Origin of the sequence: Pseudomonas sp. S04, assembly GCF_009834545.1 — a bacterium.
GTDB lineage: Bacteria > Pseudomonadota > Gammaproteobacteria > Pseudomonadales > Pseudomonadaceae > Aquipseudomonas.
Map to the genome: position 1 here is coordinate 3,382,700 of NZ_CP019427.1, position 18,925 is coordinate 3,401,624.

At 63.4% G+C, this 18,925-nt stretch carries 10 protein-coding genes; 8 read left to right on the plus strand and 2 right to left on the minus strand.

Going from position 1 to position 18,925, the window contains the following annotated elements; translation table 11 throughout:
• Positions 1–7 precede the first annotated feature (7 nt).
• The 8 genes from treZ (at position 8) to PspS04_RS14960 (ending at position 12,353) form a co-directional block, all read left to right on the plus strand.
• Positions 8–1,813, plus strand: coding sequence for a malto-oligosyltrehalose trehalohydrolase (treZ, locus tag PspS04_RS14925; protein ID WP_159996213.1), 1,806 nt, complete (start codon positions 8–10; stop codon positions 1,811–1,813).
• Positions 1,810–3,891: a 4-alpha-glucanotransferase gene (gene malQ / locus PspS04_RS14930; RefSeq protein ID WP_095170498.1), complete on the plus strand. Its 2,082-nt coding sequence runs from the start codon at positions 1,810–1,812 to the stop codon at positions 3,889–3,891. The genes treZ and malQ overlap by 4 nt, the downstream gene beginning before the upstream one ends.
• On the plus strand, positions 3,888–6,659 hold the full coding sequence (locus PspS04_RS14935; RefSeq protein WP_159996215.1) for a malto-oligosyltrehalose synthase: 2,772 nt from the start codon (positions 3,888–3,890) through the stop codon (positions 6,657–6,659). The genes malQ and PspS04_RS14935 overlap by 4 nt, the downstream gene beginning before the upstream one ends.
• A 21-nt stretch (positions 6,660–6,680) precedes the next feature.
• Positions 6,681–6,953 carry a DUF2934 domain-containing protein gene (locus tag PspS04_RS14940; protein ID WP_095170502.1) on the plus strand — a complete coding sequence of 91 codons (273 nt, stop codon included), beginning with the start codon at positions 6,681–6,683 and terminating at the stop codon, positions 6,951–6,953.
• Between the two features lie 120 nt (positions 6,954–7,073).
• Positions 7,074–9,236 (plus strand): glycogen debranching protein GlgX, encoded by a 2,163-nt coding sequence (glgX, locus tag PspS04_RS14945; RefSeq protein ID WP_159996217.1) that lies wholly within the window; start codon positions 7,074–7,076, stop codon positions 9,234–9,236.
• A 77-nt stretch (positions 9,237–9,313) separates the two neighbouring features.
• Entirely contained in the window at positions 9,314–10,072 is a 759-nt protein-coding gene (locus PspS04_RS14950) for a PIG-L deacetylase family protein (RefSeq protein ID WP_159996219.1), read from the plus strand.
• Positions 10,073–10,173: 101 nt separating this feature from the next.
• Positions 10,174–10,974, plus strand: coding sequence for an endonuclease/exonuclease/phosphatase family protein (locus PspS04_RS14955; RefSeq protein ID WP_095170507.1), 801 nt, complete (start codon positions 10,174–10,176; stop codon positions 10,972–10,974).
• Between the two features lie 314 nt (positions 10,975–11,288).
• Positions 11,289–12,353: an autotransporter domain-containing protein gene (locus PspS04_RS14960; RefSeq protein ID WP_159996220.1), complete on the plus strand. Its 1,065-nt coding sequence runs from the start codon at positions 11,289–11,291 to the stop codon at positions 12,351–12,353.
• A gap of 953 nt (positions 12,354–13,306) precedes the next feature.
• Here PspS04_RS14960 and glgB read toward each other — a convergent pair.
• Positions 13,307–15,523, minus strand: coding sequence for a 1,4-alpha-glucan branching protein GlgB (glgB, locus tag PspS04_RS14965; protein WP_159996221.1), 2,217 nt, complete (start codon positions 15,521–15,523; stop codon positions 13,307–13,309).
• Entirely contained in the window at positions 15,523–18,876 is a 3,354-nt protein-coding gene (gene treS / locus PspS04_RS14970) for a maltose alpha-D-glucosyltransferase (RefSeq protein WP_159996222.1), read from the minus strand. The genes glgB and treS overlap by 1 nt, the downstream gene beginning before the upstream one ends.
• Positions 18,877–18,925: the final 49 nt, after the last annotated feature.

Consider the following 18,925-nt stretch of genomic DNA (forward strand, 5'->3'; position numbering starts at 1 on the left):
ACTGTGCATGCCGTTACGGACTATGGAAACCTGGCCCCACGGCGCTGTCATGCTGGATGCGCAACACACCCGGTTTGCGCTGTGGGCACCCGATGCATTTTATGTGAGTGTCGAGTTGGACGAGGGGCCGTCGCTGCCCATGCTGCCCCAGGCCAATGGCTGGTTTGTCCTCAAGACCCCCTGCCCGGCCGGAACCCGCTACCGCTTTAACATCGATGGTGAACACGACGTTCCCGACCCCGCCTCCCGCGCCCAGGAGACGGGGCCGGAGTCGGCCAGCATCGTGGTCGACCCGCTCGCCTACCGCTGGCAACACTCGTCCTGGCAGGGCCGGCCCTGGCACGAGGCGGTGATCTACGAGCTACACGTCGGCCTGCTCGGCGGGTTCGCCGCAGTCCAGCAGCAGTTGCCGCGCCTGGTGGACCTGGGCATCACGGCAATCGAGTTGATGCCTCTGGCGCAGTTTCCCGGCGAGCGCAACTGGGGTTATGACGGCGTGCTGCCCTACGCCCCGCAATCGTCCTATGGCTCGCCCGAAGCGCTCAAGCAACTGATCGACTGCGCCCACGGCCTGGGCCTGGCGGTGATCATAGACGTGGTCTACAACCATTTCGGGCCAGACGGCAATTACCTGCACCATTACGCCAAGAGCTTCTTTCGCGAAGACCGGCACACGCCGTGGGGCGCCGCCATTGATTTCCGGCGCCGCGAAGTGCGTGATTTCTTTATCGACAACGCCTTGATGTGGTTACTCGAGTACCGCTTCGATGGCCTACGCCTGGACGCCGTGCACGCCATCGACGACCCGGACTTTCTCCAGGATCTGGCAAACCGGGTCCATCAGCAGATCGATCCGGCACGGCATGTGTGGCTCACCGTGGAAAACGAGCACAACCAGGCCAGCTTGCTGGAGCAGCGGTTCGACGCCCAGTGGAACGACGACGGGCACAATGCCCTGCATGTCCTGCTGACCGGGGAAACCGATGCCTACTACGCCGACTTCGCCCACAACCCCACCGAGCAACTGGCCCGCTGCCTGAGCCAGGGGTTTGTCTACCAGGGCCACACCAACCGCCATGGCCAGACCCGTGGAGAGCCTAGCGGTCACCTGCCCCCCAGCGCGTTTGTGCTGTTCCTGCAGAATCATGACCAGATCGGCAATCGCGCCTTTGGCGAACGCCTGCACCAGTTGTGCCCGCCCCAAGCCCTGCACGCTGCCACGGTGCTGTTGTTATTGTCGCCGATGATTCCCCTGCTGTTCATGGGCGACGAAGTGGCCGCCGATCAACCCTTCCTGTTTTTTACCAGCCATCACGGCGACCTCGCGCAACTGGTGCGCGAAGGCCGGCGCAATGAGTTCGCCTGCTTCAAAGCCTTTGCCGACCCCCACAGTCGCGAGCGCATACCCGACCCCAATGCCCCACAGACCTTCGAAGACTCGCGGCCCAACCTCACCCCCGGGAACTACGGCATACGCCACAGCACCCAGGCCCTGTACCGGCAGTTGCTGCTGATTCGCCACCGCGAAATCATCCCACGCCTGCCCGGCGCCCACGCCCTGGGTGTTTCGGTGCTCGGCGAAGGGGCGATCAGCGCGCGTTGGCAACTGGGGGACGGCAGCATGCTGCACATTGAGTTGAACCTCAGCGCCAACGCTGTTGCCCATATACCGCAAGCCCAGGCCCAACTGCTGTTCGAGTACCCGCCACAGGCGTGCACCCGATTACAGCAAGGTACCCTGGCTCCCTATTGCGCGCTGGTCAGCCTGACGGCAGCGGCATCCATGCTACCCCCCGCAGGAGAGCGCCAATGAGCGATGCGCAACTGGAAATTCTCGCCAGCCGGGCCGGCCTGGCCGTGGATTGGATCGACGCCAATGGGCGTGCGCAAAAAGTTGCCCCGGCAGTCCTGCGCGCGGTCCTCAACGGCCTCGGCCACCCGGCCGGCAGCGCCCAGGAAATCGACGCCAGCCTGTTGCAGGTACAGCAGAGCCAGGCGCGCAGCCAGTTGCCACCGCTGTTGACCGTGGATGTCGGTGCCGGGCTTGACCTGGCCCGCTACTTCGAACCGCACACGCCCTGCGAGATTCATCTGGAAGACGGCGCCATCCTCAATCTGAAACTCGACGACGAGGCGCGATTGCCGGGGCTGATCCCGGTGGGTTACCAGGAAGTCAGCATTGCCGGTCGCTACTTCACCCTGGCCGTGGCGCCCCTGCACTGCCACAGCGTCGCCTCGGCCGTGGACAGCGACACCCCGCGGGCCTGGGGCCTGAGCGTGCAGCTGTACGCCTTGCGCCGCCCGGGCGACGGCGGTTTTGGTGACACCCTGGCCCTTGAAGAGCTGGCCCGGGTTGCCGGTGAACGCGGCGCCGAAGCGCTAGCGATCAGCCCGATGCACGCAATGTTCAGCTGCGACACCCAGCGTTTCAGTCCCTATTCACCGTCCAGCCGGCTGTTCCTCAATAGCCTGTACGCCGCTCCCGGCGAGATCCTTGGCGAACGCGCCCTGCGCATGGCCATCGACGCCACGGAGTTGGCCGACGAACTCGCCCAGCTGGAAAACCAGCCCTTGGTGGACTGGCCCGCTGCCGCCCAGGCCAAACAGAAACTCTACCAGGCCCTGTATGAAGGGTTTACCCGAGGCGATCACCCGTTGCACGCCGACTTCAGCAGCTTTCGCCACAGCGGTGGCGAAGCCCTGGAAAACCACTGCCGTTTCGAAGCCCTGCAAGAAGCCTGCGCTGCCCGTGGCGAAAGCCTGGACTGGCGCCACTGGCCCGAGCCCTGGCGCAATCCGCGCAGCCCGGAGCTGGCCGCGTTTGCCGAGCAGCATGCCGCACGCATCGGTTTCTACGCGTTTTGCCAATGGCTGATCGCCCGCTGCCTGCAGCGTGCGCAAAACGTCGCTCGCAGTAGCGGCATGGGCATCGGCCTGATTGCTGACCTGGCGGTCGGAGCGGACGGCGGGGGCAGCCAGGCCTGGAGTCGCCAGGACGAACTGCTGGCTTCGCTCACCGTCGGCGCGCCCCCAGACATTCTCAACCGCGCCGGCCAGGGCTGGGGCATCTCCGCGTTTTCACCCGAAGGCCTGGTGCGCAACGGTTTTCGCGCCTTCATCGAAATGCTCCGGGCCAACTTTGCCCACGCCGGCGGTTTGCGCATCGACCACGTGATGGGCCTGCAACGGCTGTGGGTCATCCCCCTCGGCGCGCCGCCCTGTGACGGCGCCTACTTGTATTACCCGGTAGACGACCTGCTGCGCCTGCTGACGCTGGAGTCGCACCGGCACCAGGCGATCGTCCTCGGCGAAGACCTCGGCACCGTGCCCGATGGCCTGCGCGACAAACTCATCGCCCGCTCGATTCTGGGCATGCGCGTATTGCTGTTCGAACAGGATCACAGCACACGCTTTCGGCCGATTCTCGACTGGCCCGATAACGCGCTGGCCACCACCAGCACCCACGACCTGCCCACGCTCAACGGCTGGTGGCACGGCCGTGATATCGAATGGAACGCTCGCCTGGGGCTTGTGACCAGCGACGACGAAAGCCATTGGCGCGCCCACCGCCAGCGCGAGCGTGACAGCCTGCGCAGCGCCCTGAGCCAGGACCCGCAGAACTTTCGCGAAGAGCAGCACGAGACCGACCAGGTGCTCGATGCCAGCGTGCGTTTTCTCGGGCATACCCGGGCGCCACTGGTGTTGCTGCCGCTGGAAGATGCCCTGGGCCTGGACGAACAGGCCAATCTGCCGGGCACCGTCGACACCCACCCAAACTGGCGCCGGCGCTTGCCTGGCGAGAGCAGACAACTGCTGGACGATGCCGACGCCGCGCGACGCCTGGAAATGCTCGCCTGCGCACGCCTGCAAGCCAGCGAGCGTGATCGATGAGCAGTCTGCGGGCCACCGTCAGGCTGCAGTTTCATCAAGGTTTCACCCTGGATGATGCGGTGCCGCTGGTGCCCTATTTCGCTCGCCTTGGCATCAGTCACCTGTATGCCTCGCCGCTGCTCAGTGCCCGCAACGGTTCGATGCACGGCTATGATGTGGTCGACCCCACCCAGGTCAACCCGCAACTGGGTGGTGAGGCGGCGCTGCGGCGCCTGGTCAAGGCCCTGCGCGCCCACGGCATGGGCCTGATTCTCGACGTCGTGTCCAATCACATGGCCGTCGGTGGCGCCGATAATCCCTGGTGGCTGGATCTGCTGGAGTGGGGGCGACTCAGCCCCTATGGCGAATTCTTCGATATCCAGTGGCACTCGCCCGACCCGCTGCTCGAAGGCCAGCTGCTCCTGCCATTCCTGGGCTGCGACTATGGCAGCGCCTTGCAGGACGGCAGCCTGGCGCTGCGTTTTGACTCGGCGCGGGGGCGGTTTTATGCCGAGCACTACGAGCACCATTTCCCGATTTGTCCCAGTGACTATGCAGCATTGCTGATGCCGGACGAGCATCTGGACGCCGAACAGCGCGCCGCCCTGAAAACCCTCGCCGAGGGTTTTACCCGCCTGCATGACCAGACCGCCGCCCATACGCTCGCCGGCCCCTTGCAACAGGACTTGGCGCAGTTGGCCAGGGAGCCCGCGCTGGCCCGTTGCATCGAACACAACCTGGCCCTGCATGACGCTCGCCAGCCCGAGGGTTTCACCCGCCTGCACAACCTGCTGGAGCGCCAGAGTTATCGCCTGGCCAGTTGGCGCACGGCGGCGGACGACATCAATTGGCGGCGCTTCTTCGACGTCAATGAACTGGGCGGCCTGCGGGTCGAACGCCCGGCCGTGTTCGAAGCCACCCACGGCAAGATCTTCGAGTTGCTTGCCGCAGGCCTGGTGGACGGCTTGCGCATCGACCACATCGACGGACTCGCCGACCCGCGGGGCTACTGCCGCAAACTGCGGCGCAGGGTCGACGCCCTGGTCCCGTCTCGGCACATCCCGATCTACGTGGAAAAAATCCTCGGTCCCGGGGAAACCCTGCGTCGCGACTGGCGGGTCGATGGCACCACCGGCTATGAATTCATGAACCAACTGTCGTTGCTGCAGCACGACCCGCAAGGTGCGTTGGCCCTGGGCGAGCTGTGGGTACGCCATAGCGAACGTCCGTCGGCCTTCATCGAAGAAGCGCGCCTGTCCCGCCAGCAGATTCTCAACGGCTCGCTGGCCGGCGATTTTGAGAGTGTCGCCCAGGCCCTGTTGCAAGTGGCCCGCGATGATGTGATGAGCCGCGACCTGACCCTCGGCGCGATCCGCAGGGCACTGCAGGAACTGATCGTGCATTTCCCGGTTTACCGCACCTACATCAGCCCGCGCGGACGCTCCGTCGAGGACCAGGTTTTTTTCCAGCAAGCCATGGACGGTGCCCGCCAGACCCTGGGCGAAGCCGACTGGCCGGTGCTCGACAGCATCGCCCTGTGGCTGGGCGGCCAGCCTTGGCGCGAGCGTCCGGTGGGGCGCCAACGCAAGATCCTCAAGCACGCCTGTGTGCGGTTCCAGCAACTGACGTCACCGGCGGCGGCCAAGGCCGTAGAAGACACCGCGCTGTATCGTTCGGGCGTGCTTTTGTCACGCAACGATGTCGGTTTTGATACAGAGCGCTTCAGTGCGCCCTTGGACGATTTCCATGCCGCCTGCATCCAGCGTCTTGCGACCTTCCCGGACAATCTGCTGGCCAGCGCCACCCACGACCACAAGCGCGGTGAAGACAGCCGAGCGCGGTTGGCCGTGCTCAGCGAGCGCAGCACCTGGTATGCGCAACAAGTCGACACCTGGCGCACCGAGGCCACGAGTCTACGGGACGACAGCGAGGCGCCGGCAGCCGGTGACGAACTGATCCTCTACCAGGCGCTGCTCGGCAGTTGGCCACTGGGCTTGCGTTGCGACGACCTGCCGGCCCTGACTCATTACTGTGAACGCCTGTGGCAGTGGCAACAAAAAGCCCTGCGCGAAGCCAAGCTGCACAGCAGTTGGAGTGCCGCCAACGACGCTTACGAGCAGAGCGCCCGCACGTTTACCGAGCGCCTGCTGCTCGCCCCTGAGGGCCTGGCGTTGCGCAGCCGTATCGCCGACGCCGTAGCGGTCATTGCCTGCGGCGGTGCCCTCAACGGATTGGCGCAAACCTTGCTGCGCATGACAGTGCCGGGGGTTCCAGACCTGTACCAGGGCAATGAGTTCTGGGATTTCAGCCTGGTGGACCCGGACAACCGGCGGCCGGTGAATTTCCAGGTACGGATCCAGGCACTGGAGCGCCAGCAGAGTCCGGCCCAATTGCTCGACACCTGGCAGGACGGGCGCATCAAGCAGGCCTTGATCACCCGCACCCTGGCAGTGCGCGCCGCGCATGCCGAACTGTTCCGCGCCGGGCGCTACCTGCCCTTGACGGTGCAAGGCAGCCAAGCGCAGCGCGTGCTGGCGTTTGCCCGCGAGCACCAGGGCCAGTGGGCGATCGTGCTGGTGCCGGTGCGGGTTGTCGCGCTGCTGGAAAGCAGTGCCACCCCGCTGGTGCCTGCCCTGCAGTGGGGCGATACCCGAGTCACCCTACCGTTCACCCCTCGCGAGGGAAAACTGAAGGGACTTTTTTCCACAGTGGAAGTCACACACCACACAGAGCTGCTGATCAGCGCCGCGCTGGGGGACTTCCCGGTCAATCTGTTTATCCAGACTTGAGTTCAACTCAGGAGCATTGCGATGAGTACCGATGACAAACGCGTTCGTGAATTTGCCTATCAGATCTGGGAGTCCGAGGGTAAACCCGAAGGACAGGAAGCCCGCCATTGGGAGATGGCCCGCAAGCTGGCGGAAGCCGAAGCCCTGGCCCCGGCCAAGCCGGTAAAGGCGACAAAAGCCAAGGCCGCACCCGCGACGAAGGCCAAGGCTGGTGCCGCCCAGGTCGTTACCCCACCAGGGGAAAAAAGCGCCGCCACGAAAAAGCCCCGCGCCCCACGCAAACCGGCCAGTTGACCCACAACCGCCCCGCGGCCCGTGCCAACTGCCGACCTGTGCAAACGACCCGTAGCAGCTGCTACGACGTCCACGTCGACAACCTCAGGCCGATGCCGGTAATGCGCTACAGGAGTTTTTATGACCACGCCCGATAACACCGCAACACAAGCCCAAGGCGCGCAAGCCTCGCGGATCCGTGAAGGCCTGCCCTTCCCGCTGGGTGCGACCTGGGATGGTCTGGGGGTCAACTTCGCGATCTTCTCGGCAAACGCGACCAAGGTCGAGCTGTGCATTTTCGACGATGCCGGGGAAGTCGAACTGGAACGCATCGAACTGCCCGAGTACACCGACGAGATCTTTCACGGTTACCTGCCCGATGCCCATCCGGGGCTGATCTATGGCTATCGCGTGTATGGCCCGTACGACCCGCAGAACGGTCATCGCTTCAACCATCACAAACTGTTGATCGACCCCTACGCCAAGCAACTGGTCGGCGAGCTGAAATGGTCCGAAGCGCTGTTTGGCTACACCATCGGCCACCCGGACGCCGACCTCAGTTTCGACGAACGCGACAGTGCACCATTCGTGCCCAAGTGCAAGGTGATCGACCCGGCGCACACCTGGGGCCACGACCACCGGGTCAGTGTGCCCTGGGACAAAACGATCATTTATGAGACTCACGTGCGCGGCATCAGCATGCGCCACCCAGCGGTTCCGGAGGCGGTGCGCGGCACCTTCGCCGGACTGATGGTCGATGACCTGCTGGACCATATCCGCAAGCTCGGGGTGTCGTCGGTGGAGCTGCTGCCGATCCATGCCTTCGTCAACGACCAGCACCTGCTGCATAAAGGCATGACCAACTACTGGGGCTATAACAGCATTGCCTTTTTTGCTCCCGACCCACGCTACCTGGCCAGCGGCAAGATCGCCAAGTTCAAGGAGATGGTCGCGCACCTGCACGAAGCCAATCTGGAGGTGATTCTCGACGTGGTCTACAACCACACCGCAGAAGGTAACGAACAGGGACCGACCCTCTCCATGCGCGGCATCGACAACGCCTCCTACTACCGCCTGATGCCGGACGACAAACGTTTCTACATCAACGATTCAGGGACCGGCAACACCCTCGACCTGAGCCACCCTTGCGTGCTGCAGATGGTCACCGACTCCCTGCGCTACTGGGCCACGGAGATGCACGTCGACGGTTTCCGCTTCGACCTGGCAACCATCCTCGGCCGTTACCACGATGGTTTCGACGAGCGCCACAGCTTCCTCGTGGCCTGCCGCCAGGACCCGGTGCTGCGCCAGGTCAAGCTGATCGCCGAACCCTGGGACTGCGGCCCCGGGGGTTATCAAGTCGGTGGCTTCCCACCAGGCTGGGTGGAATGGAACGATCGTTTTCGCGACACCGTCCGTGCGTTCTGGAAAGGTGACGACGGCCAATTGGCCGACTTCGCCGGACGCATGACCGCCTCCGGCGAAATGTTCAACCAGCGCGGGCGCCGGCCGTACGCCTCGGTGAACTTCATCACCGCCCACGACGGTTTCACCCTTAACGACCTGGTGTCCTACAACGACAAACACAACGAGGCCAACGACGAAGACAACCAGGACGGCAGCAACAACAACCTGTCATGGAACCATGGCGTCGAAGGCCCGAGCGACGATCCCGAGATCAACGAACTGCGCCAACGGCAGATGCGCAATTTCTTCGCCACCCTGTTGTTGGCCCAGGGCACACCGATGCTGGTGGCCGGCGACGAATTCGCCCGGACCCAGCACGGCAACAACAACGCCTACTGCCAGGACAGCGAGATCGGCTGGATCAACTGGGACCTGAGTGAAGACGGCAAGGCCTTGCTCAAGTTCGTCAAGCGCCTGATCAAACTGCGCCTGGCCTACCCAATCCTGCGCCGCGGGCGATTCCTGGTGGGCAGCTACAACGAAGATATCGGGGTCAAGGACGTCACCTGGCTAGCCCCGGATGGCAGCGAGATGAGCACCGAACAGTGGGAAGACGGACATGGCCGCTGCCTGGGCATGTTGCTCGACGGTCGCGCCCAGGAAACCGGAATCCGCCGCAAGGGCGCCGATGCGACCTTGCTGCTGGTGGTCAACGCGCACCATGACATCGTCAATTTCTGCCTGCCGGCGGTGCCGGACGGTGGCTTCTGGACCTGCATGATCGACACCAACCAACCCTCGATCCGCGGCCAGGAGCGCTTCGAATTCGAGCACCAGTATTCAGTCACCGGCCGCTCGCTGCTGTTGTTCGAATTGCAGCATCAAGATGAGGACTGAGCGGGTCCAGGACACTCAGCCTGTCGGTCAGGCGTCTGGAGACGACCGACAGCTCACCCGTACAAGGACGTATCAATATGAAAAGTACCTCGATCCTCGACGGCCACCTGCCCGCGCAAATCTGGAACGGCGCCCGCCAACTGGACAACCTGCCGGTCATCAACACTCAGTCGATCATCCCGGCCGGCGCCCGAGCCGTGGTGATCGCACCCCACCCAGGTGATGAAGTGGTGACCTGCGGCGGCCTGCTGCAATTGTTCGCCCGCCTGGGGCATCCCCTGCAACTGATCTCCGTCACCGACGGCAGCGCCAGCTACCCGGGTTCGCAACTGTGGCCGGAGAAACGCCTGAGCGTGTTTCGCCCCCAGGAAAGTGTCGATGCCCTGCGCAGGCTTGGGCTGCCCATGCACAGCCTGAAGTGGATTCGTGGCGGTTTCGCCGACACGGCACTGGCCGAGCGCGAGACGCAGTTGGCACATTTCATTGCCCGCTACCTGCGCCCTGAGGATGTGCTGTTCAGCACCTGGCGCGAAGACGGCGACGTCGACCATGACACCGTCGGGCGCGCCAGTGCCAAGGCCGCCCAGATGGTCGGTGCCCGCCTGTGCGAACTGCCTTTCTGGGCCTGGCATTGGCCGGTGCGCGACCAAGGGCAGATCCCCTGGCACCGCGCACACAAGGTGCGTCTGGACAGCTGGACGATCGCGCGCAAGCGCCATGCCATCCACGCCTATGCCAGCCAACTGGATGGCGACCCGCAAATGGGCATCGCACCGCTGTTGCCCAAGGTGGTCCTGGAGCGTTTGCGCCAACCCTATGAGATTGTTTTTGTGTAAGGCCGCCCCGCGCAGATGTCGACGATCGGCGGCGAAACACTGAACTGCCGGCCGCAACATCAGTCGCATGGATAACCCGTCGCGACTTTCCAGGAGTGCATGTGAACCCCGACCCAGAACGTCAACCCGGCTCCGTCCCCCCGCAGGACGCACCCCAGGCCGTACATCGGCTCAGGGTGCTGACCGTCAACACCCACAAAGGTTTTACCGCTCTCAACCGGCGTTTCATCCTGCCCGAGTTGCGCGAGGCCGTGCGCAGTACATCGGCCGACCTGGTGTTTCTCCAGGAGGTATTGGGCGAGCATGATCGCCACGCCTCGCGCCACAGTAACTGGCCGTCGATGTCACAGTACGAGTTCCTCGCCGACAGCATGTGGAGCGACTTCGCCTACGGGCGCAATGCGGTGTACCCCGACGGCCACCACGGCAACGCGCTGCTGTCCAAGTACCCAATTCGCCACCACCGCAATCTGGACGTATCGATCACCGGCCCCGAACGCCGGGGTTTGCTGCACTGCGTGCTGGATGTACCGGGCCATGCCGAGGTCCACGCTATCTGCGTGCACCTGAGCCTGCTGGAAAGCCATCGTCAACTGCAACTGGCGCTGCTCTGCCAGTTGATCGAGTCGCTGCCCGAAGACGCTCCGGTGATCATCGCCGGCGACTTCAATGACTGGCAGTTGCAGGGCAACCTGACCCTCGCTCGGCGCGATGACTTGCATGAGGCCTTCGAACGCCATCACGGCCGCCCGGCCAAAACCTATCCGGCACGTTTCCCGCTGTTGCGCCTGGACCGCGTATACCTGCGCAACGCCAGCAGCCACGCCCCAAGAATCCTCGGCAACAAACCCTGGAGCCATCTTTCCGACCACTTGCCGCTAGCGGTTGAGGTGCATCTGTGATCCGGCGAAAAGCGTAACGCAGAGCCGTCCCCGGATGATTTTCCAGTGAAACAACAGCTTAGAGACTCGTCAATTTTCAGTCAGTTGCGACGCCTAAATTAGCCATACCGCTCATCGTTCAATTTCTTGACGCAGGGCTCTGGGTCTTCTTAGCTAATCCTTACTACCCCCGGAAGTAACTCCTGGGGCAGGCCGCAAGCTCCCGTTCCAGCGGGCCGCCAAGGCTTGCCCCAACGAAATCGGTCGCCCCTCATTCGGGGTAGGAGAGACGCCAAGACCAGATATGGCATGCGTATGCAGCAAGGTAGACCTCCATGAACACCTCCCTTATCCAGCACGAGATAACCGTTACCCTGTACACCCTGTCGACTTCGCTGCTGCTGTGTACGTCCATGGAGGTTGTGGCATCGTCTGCCGAAGAGGAGGCGATCCCCTGGTTTCGCCAGGACGTACCGACCTTCGCCTTCCCTGCCCCGTCCATCCCTGAGTCCGGCCAGTTCATGCGCCAGCCCGGGCTCGACAACCATCTGTTGAGCATCGAACAGGCCGCCCCTTCGGCATGGCAACAGGTCTACGGCCACGCCGCCACCCAGGCCGAGCAGGATGTCCTCAACTCACAGTTCTCCACGATAGGTACGGCGCTAGCCAAGGGGCCGGCACTGGTGACCGTGCACGGCAATGGCGGCAGCACCCAACGGGTGGGCCTGCTGGGAGGGAGCAACCAGATCCAGGGGAACAGCAATGGCATGCTGGTCGGTCCGGCCCTGGGCAACCTCGGCACCGACAGCCTGAACGTCCAGGGCGACAGTCTCGGTGCGTACTGGAGCTTGACCGGTGCCAACGGCTGGCACGTCGACTTGAGTGCCAGTGGCGGCCGGGTCAGCGGTTTCAGCCGTAACGCCCAGGGCGAACGCCAAGCCACCGAAGGCAGCGCGGTGACCCTGTCGGTGGAAGGGGGCTTTCCCATCGGCATCAGCAAGAACTGGGTGATCGAACCCCAGGCGCAGTTGATCAACCAGCGCATCTCCCTGGACACGCCCTACGCCAACGGCAACGCCCAAGCCAATGAACTGAACAGCTGGAGTGGCCGTGTCGGGGCGCGCTTGAAAGGGAGCTACGACATCAATGGCCTGCCGGTCGAACCCTATGTACGCACTAACCTGTGGCACCGGATCAACACCAGCGACACGGTGACCCTGGACCAGGTCGACAAGATCAGCAGCAGCCGCTACTCCTCCACCGTCGAACTGGGCCTGGGCCTCGTCGCCAGGGTCAGCCCCAGCGTCAGCCTCTACGTCAGTGCCGACTACAGCAGCGACGTCGACGACAACGACCTCAACGGCCTGATCGGCAGCCTTGGCGTGCGGATGCGCTGGTGAGTTGCCCGCGATAGCGGTGGGTCCGCCGCCATCCAGGTTGGATGTGCCGGCCCCATCGCGGCATAGGTATCTACACAACTGTGGTGCGACGTTGCACCTGTGGGCCTCTGGGGTGTTGGATTAGACCGAGTACATATCCATTCTTGCGGTAACGGCCTCCTATGGTTCCGCCTGACGGCGGCTCACTTTTGAACAGCGCAAAAGTAAGCAAAACGCTCTTACCCCACCACTCGGTGCCTCGCTTAGGCTCGGCATGCCCGTACTCCGACATTGATTTGGGGGGGCGCCGCAATGGGCCCTCCCTGGCCCAGTGCGGCTAAACCGGCGTCCTGCCGGTTTACCCCCCAAATCAATATCGAAGTACGGCCAGCGTGGTTAACGGGGCGCCCAGGATCAAAAACAAAGCGAGGCGGCCTAAAAGCCGACCTGATCGTTGGAGCATGCGCGGTATAGCTTCTACTTCCCAAGACGCTGACGAAGTCAGCCATCTTTTGATCTGGCTCTGGCTTTTGATCCTGGGCGCCCCGTTAACCACGCTGGCCGAACGCAGGCTTGAAGCCGTGGGTAACCCGGCAGGACGCCGGGTTAGCCGCCCCGCGCCATGGATGGCGCGTGGCGGCGGCCCACGGATTCAAGCCGGAGTGAGGGAACACCGAGCCTAAGCGAGGTGCCGAGTGGTGGGGCAAGAGCCTTTTGCTTACTTTTGGGCTCCTCCAAAAGTGAGCCGCTGTAAAAGCGGAACCATAGGAGGCCGTTACCGCAAGAATGGATATGTACTCGGTCTAATCCAACCCCCCAGAGGCCGCCACGGTAGCAAGCCCCCTCGCCACAGACCGCTACAAAGTTGTGTAGATACCTATGCCCATCGCGGGCAAGCCCGCTCCCACATGGGAAATCCAGCCCCCCGTACAAACAGGCCGGCCGCCAGGCACCAGCGATGTATCAGGCCGGCTCTACCCAAGCGGACGCAACATCAGTACCGCCAACGGCGGCAGATTCAGCACCAGTGACAGCGGCTGGCCATGGCTGCCCTCTTCCTCGGTCTGCGCGCCACCGTCGTTACCATAATTGGACCCCGCATAAATACCCGCGTCGCTGTTGATCAACTCGCTCCAGCGTCCGGCGAACGGTACGCCCACCCGGTAGGCCGGACGCGGCACAGGGGTGAAGTTGGCCACCACCAGCACCGGTCGGCCGTCCTTGCTCCAGCGCAGCCAGGCGTAAACACTGTTGATCGCATCATCGCCAATCAACCACTGGAAACCTTGCGGCACATCGTCCTGGTCGTGCAGTGCCGGCTCTTCGCGGTACAGCTGGTTGAGGTCGCTGACCAGCTTTTGCACGCCCCGGTGTTCCGGGTACTGCAGCAAGTACCAATCGAGTTGCTGGTCATGGTTCCACTCGCGCCACTGGCCGAACTCACACCCCATGAACAGCAGCTTCTTGCCCGGGTGCGCCCACATGAAACTCAGGTAGGCCCGCAGGTTGGCAAATTTCTGCCAGCGATCACCGGGCATCTTGTCGATCAGCGAATGTTTGCCGTGCACCACTTCGTCGTGGGAAATCGGCAGGATAAAACGTTCGGACCAGGCGTACACCAGGCCAAAGCTCAGCTCATTGTGATGGTGGGCGCGGTACACCGGATCCTGCTGGATGTAGTGCAGGGAATCGTGCATCCAGCCCATGTTCCACTTGTAGTCGAAGCCCAGCCCGCCTTGTTGGGTGCTCTGGCTGACGCCCGGCCAGGCGGTAGACTCCTCGGCGATCACCAGGGCGCCCGGCGCCTCGAGGTCGACCACGTCATTGAGATGGCGGACAAAATCGATGGCTTCCAGATTCTCCCGCCCGCCATGGCGGTTGGGCACCCATTCACCGGCCTTGCGCGAATAGTCGCGATAGAGCATCGAGGCCACGGCATCCACCCGCAGCCCGTCGATATGGAAATGCTTGAGCCAGTGCAACGCCGAAGCCAGCATGAAACCGTGGACTTCGGTGCGCCCCAGGTTGTAGATCAGGGTGTCCCAGTCCTGGTGAAAACCTTCCAGCGGGTTGCCGTACTCGTACAGCGCGGTGCCATCGAATTGCGCCAGGCCATGGGTGTCGGTGGGAAAATGCGCCGGCACCCAATCGAGGATCACTCCAATCCCGGCCAGATGGCAGGCATTGACGAACGCAGCAAAGTCACTGGGCGAACCGTAGCGCGCACTGGGAGCAAACTGTGAGAGCGGCTGGTAACCCCAGGAACCGCCGAACGGATGCTCCATGATCGGCATCAGTTCGATATGGGTAAAACCCAGGTTCTGCACGTAGGGAATCAAGCGCTCGCCCAGTTCGGCCCAGCTGTATTGACGCGCCACTTCCCCGACATCGTCGACCTCGCACTGCCAGGAGCCGGCATGCAACTCATAGATCGACAACGGCGCACTCGGCCGGTGACGCTCGCCGCGGGACTGCATCCACGCCTGGTCCTGCCAGTCGATGCTCAAGGGGCCCGCGACTTTCGACGCGGTGTCCGGCGGCAACTGAGTGGCCAGGGCCATGGGATCGGCCTTGAGCGGCAGGATCCCGTGGGCTCCCAGAATCTCGTACTTGTACGCTTCACCCGCCTGCAGGCGCGGGATGAACAACTCCCAGACCCCGGAGGGATGACGCAGGCGCATCGGGTGGCGGCGGCCGTCCCAGATATTGAAATCACCCACCACCGAGACCCGGCGGGCATTCGGCGCCCACACGGCAAAGCGCACCCCGTCCACGCCGTCGACATTGTGCAACTGGGCGCCCAGGCAGGCACTGAGGTCACGGTGGTTGCCCTCGGCGAACAGATACAGGTCCATCTCACCCAGCAACTGCCCGAAGCTGTAGGGATCTTCGGCAGTCTGCTCGCCACCGGCCCACTGGGTGCGCAGCACGTACGCCTGGGCCTGGGGAAAATGGCCGACGAACAACCCTGGTACCTCGCTGGCCGTCAGGCTGCCCAGGACGGCGCCGCTGTCGCGGGCCAGCACCTGGACGCTCAAGGCGTCCGGCAGATAGGCCCGAATGAACTGGCCACCGGCGGCGTCGCCGTGGGGCCCGAGAATCGCAAACGGATCCGGATGTTCGGCACGCACCAGCGCCTCGATGTCGCGCGCTGCCGGCAGCAGCGCCTCTTTGAGTCCCCGTTCCTTCATCACTGCTCTCCACCTATCTCGGAAAAGGGTTCAAGTCCACTTAACAACCCATAGAGCCCGTGCAACGGCACGGGTAGCCAGGCGGGACGATTTTCGGCTTCATACAGCACTTCATACGCGGCCTTCTCCAGGCTGAACAAGGCCAGCGCAGCGTCTTGCGCTCCAGGAATCTGCCAGGCATGAGCAAGACTAGCTGTCGCCAGCCGATATGCCTGGACAAAGGCCGCTTGCGCCTCACGCAAATAACGTTCGGTGACCCGCGCGCGCGCAACATCCGCTTGCCCGGTACTGTCGACGCCCTGTCCGTTGCGCGCCATGGCCGCCGCGTAATCGAACGAACGCAGGACCCCGCTGACATCCTTGTACGGACTGTGCTTGCCCCGGCGTTCATGCAATGCCCGCGCCGGTTCGCCCTCGAAGTCGATCAGGTAGGCATCGCCCTTGATCACCAGCACCTGGCCCAGGTGCAAGTCGCCGTGGACCCGCATGCGCAGACCGCCGGTGGCCTGTTCGGCCAACCCTTGCACATGCTTGAGAATGACCTTGCGGTGTTCCAGCAAACGGGCTACCCGCTGTTGATCGCCAGCCCCCAGTTGCCCCTGGTGCTGCTTGAGCAACAGCAAGGCGCGCTCCAGTTGCGCGGCGATCGACTTGTACAGCACCTGCTGGTCCTTGGCCGTGGTCACTTCGCTGCCGAACGCCGGATCCTTGCCGGGTGCTGCCAGCAACAGGTGCATTTCCCCCAGGCGCTGGCCGAGCATAGCGGCGAAATCCTGCAGTTCGCCGAGGGCGTTGTAGTGCTGGTCCTGTTCCGACATAGCATCGGCCAGCTCGTCACGAATCGCCCGTTCAAGATTGTTCTGGGTCCACTCCCAGGCATCGCCCTGGTTGCTCAGGTAGCCCTGGGCAATCATCAGCAAGTGGTCTTCACCCTGTGCGTCGCGCCGCACCACCGAGCCGAGCAGTGGCGAAATATGTTCGAAGCCCGCCGCTGTCAGGTACGCGCCCATCTCCAACTCAGGGTGCACGCCACCGGCCACTTTGCGGATCAGCTTGAGCACCAGGCTGGTGCCGATCACCACTGAACTGTTGGACTGTTCGGCGGACAGGTAGCGCACTTCGGACTCGGGCCCAAGCCCCAACTGCGCCAGTTGGGCAGTGGGTTCGAATCGAATCTCGCCGTCGCTGGATGTAAGCACCGTCTGCGCCTGGATCGCCTGCAACACCGCCCGCACGAAACTGTCGAGGCTGAACGCATCGGTGACCAGACCGACCTGCGGCCCACGCCGGACCCGCGACAAGGCCAGTTGCTGGGGCAACGCCGCGCCCATCTGGTCCTCGCCCAGAAAACCGAAGGGCAATTGATAGCGGCTGGTCTGACCCTGGCTGCTGACCTCGATTTCGCTCAGCAGCACCGGATGCTGGGCATCGCCAAAACGCACCCCATAGGCGATGTGCACCGATTCGATGCTGGCGTCCTTGCCGGCGAACCAGCGGCGGTTGAGCAGCCAGCTGGGCAACACGTTTTGCTCCAAAAGGGTGCGCGACGGTGCTTCAAGCAACTCTTCCATGCGCTTTTTCAGGACCAGGGTGGTGAAGTCCGGCAAGCTCTGCGCCGGCTCCACGTGCCAGCTCGGCATCTGGTTCTCCGCCGCCAGCACGAACCAGTAGAAACCATAGGGCGCCAGGGTCAGCAGAAAGCTCAGTTGGCCGATGGGCGGGAAGGCATTGCCCCCCAGCATCTCCACCGGGACCATGCCGACGTAGGCCGAAAGATCCAGCTCGGCGGCTTGCGCACTGCGCGAGACGTTGGCCACGCAGAGGATGGTTTCGTGGCGGCCATCGGCGCCGGTGAACTCACGGGTATAGGCGAGGATTCGGCGATTGCTCGGTGACAGCATTTTCAGTGTGCCGCGGCCGAACGCCTTGGATTGCTTGCGCACAGCCAGCATGCGCCGGGTCCAGTTGAGCAACGAGTGGGGATCGCCCGCCTGGGTTTCGACGTTGACCGACAGGTAACCGTACTGCGGGTCCATGATCGGTGGCAGCACCAGGCTGGCGGGGTCGGCGCGGGAGAAGCCGCCGTTGCGATCGATCGACCACTGCATGGGCGTGCGCACACCGTCCCGGTCGCCCAGGTAGATGTTGTCACCCATGCCGATTTCGTCGCCGTAATACAGGGTCGGTGTGCCAGGCATCGACAACAGCAGGCTGTTGAGCAGCTCGATCCGGCGCCGGTCACGTTCCATCAAGGGCGCCAGGCGTCGACGGATGCCCAGGTTGATCCGCGCCCGACGGTCGGCGGCGTAGTAGTTCCACAGGTAATCGCGCTCCCTGTCGGTGACCATCTCCAGTGTCAGCTCATCGTGGTTACGCAGGAAAATCGCCCATTGGCAGTTGGCCGGGATCTCCGGGGTCTGGCGCAGGATATCGGTGATCGGGAAGCGGTCTTCCTGGGCCAGGGCCATGTACATGCGGGGCATCAGCGGAAAGTGGAACGCCATGTGGCACTCGTCGCCGTTGTCGCCGTGGGTATCGCCGCTCTTTTTATTACCAAAATACAGCTGAGTGTCCTCCGGCCACTGGTTGGCTTCGGCCAGCAGCATGCGGTCCGGGTAATTGGCGTCGATCTCGGCCCGGATCTGCTTGAGCACGTCATGGGTCTCGGGCAGGTTTTCGTTGTTGGTGCCGTCGCGCTCGATCAGGTAAGGAATGGCGTCCAGGCGCAAGCCATCAATGCCCATGTCCAACCAATAGCGCATCACCGACAGCACCGCCTTCAGGACCTGCGGGTTGTCGAAATTGAGGTCCGGCTGGTGGGAATAGAACCGGTGCCAGAAATACTGACCGGCGACCGGGTCCCAGGTCCAGTTGGACTTCTCGGTATCGAGGAAGATGATCCGCGTGCCGTCGTATTTCTGGTCGTCGTCGGACCACACGTAGAAGTCTCGCGCCGCCGATCCGGGCTTGGCCTTGCGTGCCCGCTGGAACCAGGGGTGCTGGTCGGAGGTGTGGTTGATCACCAGCTCGGTGATTACCCGCAACCCGCGCTTGTGGGCCTCGGCAATGAAGCGCTTGGCATCGGCCATGGTCCCGTAATCGCTGTGCACGCCACGGTACTCGGCAATGTCGTAGCCATCGTCACGCCGTGGCGAGGGATAGAACGGCAACAGCCAGATGGTGTTGACGCCCAGGTCGGCGATGTAGTCGAGCTTGGCGATCAGCCCGGGAAAATCGCCGATCCCGTCGTTGTTGGAGTCGAAGTAGGATTTGACGTGAACTTGGTAAATCACCGCATCCTTGTACCAGAGCGGGTCATCGCTGAAGGTGGCTGACCTGGGTTTCTTCGCCATTACAATCTCCTGTTCAATGGGGGGTGGCAGGTACCGGTCGCGCGGGTTT

Coding starts and splice junctions, on each gene's coding strand:
- treZ (WP_159996213.1), top strand. CDS start 8: ATGCCGTTACGGACTATGGAAACCTGGCCCCACGGCGCTGTCATGCTG.
- malQ (WP_095170498.1), top strand. CDS start 1,810: ATGAGCGATGCGCAACTGGAAATTCTCGCCAGCCGGGCCGGCCTGGCC.
- PspS04_RS14935 (WP_159996215.1), top strand. CDS start 3,888: ATGAGCAGTCTGCGGGCCACCGTCAGGCTGCAGTTTCATCAAGGTTTC.
- PspS04_RS14940 (WP_095170502.1), top strand. CDS start 6,681: ATGAGTACCGATGACAAACGCGTTCGTGAATTTGCCTATCAGATCTGG.
- glgX (WP_159996217.1), top strand. CDS start 7,074: ATGACCACGCCCGATAACACCGCAACACAAGCCCAAGGCGCGCAAGCC.
- PspS04_RS14950 (WP_159996219.1), top strand. CDS start 9,314: ATGAAAAGTACCTCGATCCTCGACGGCCACCTGCCCGCGCAAATCTGG.
- PspS04_RS14960 (WP_159996220.1), top strand. CDS start 11,289: ATGAACACCTCCCTTATCCAGCACGAGATAACCGTTACCCTGTACACC.
- glgB (WP_159996221.1), bottom strand. CDS start 15,523: ATGAAGGAACGGGGACTCAAAGAGGCGCTGCTGCCGGCAGCGCGCGAC.
- treS (WP_159996222.1), bottom strand. CDS start 18,876: ATGGCGAAGAAACCCAGGTCAGCCACCTTCAGCGATGACCCGCTCTGG.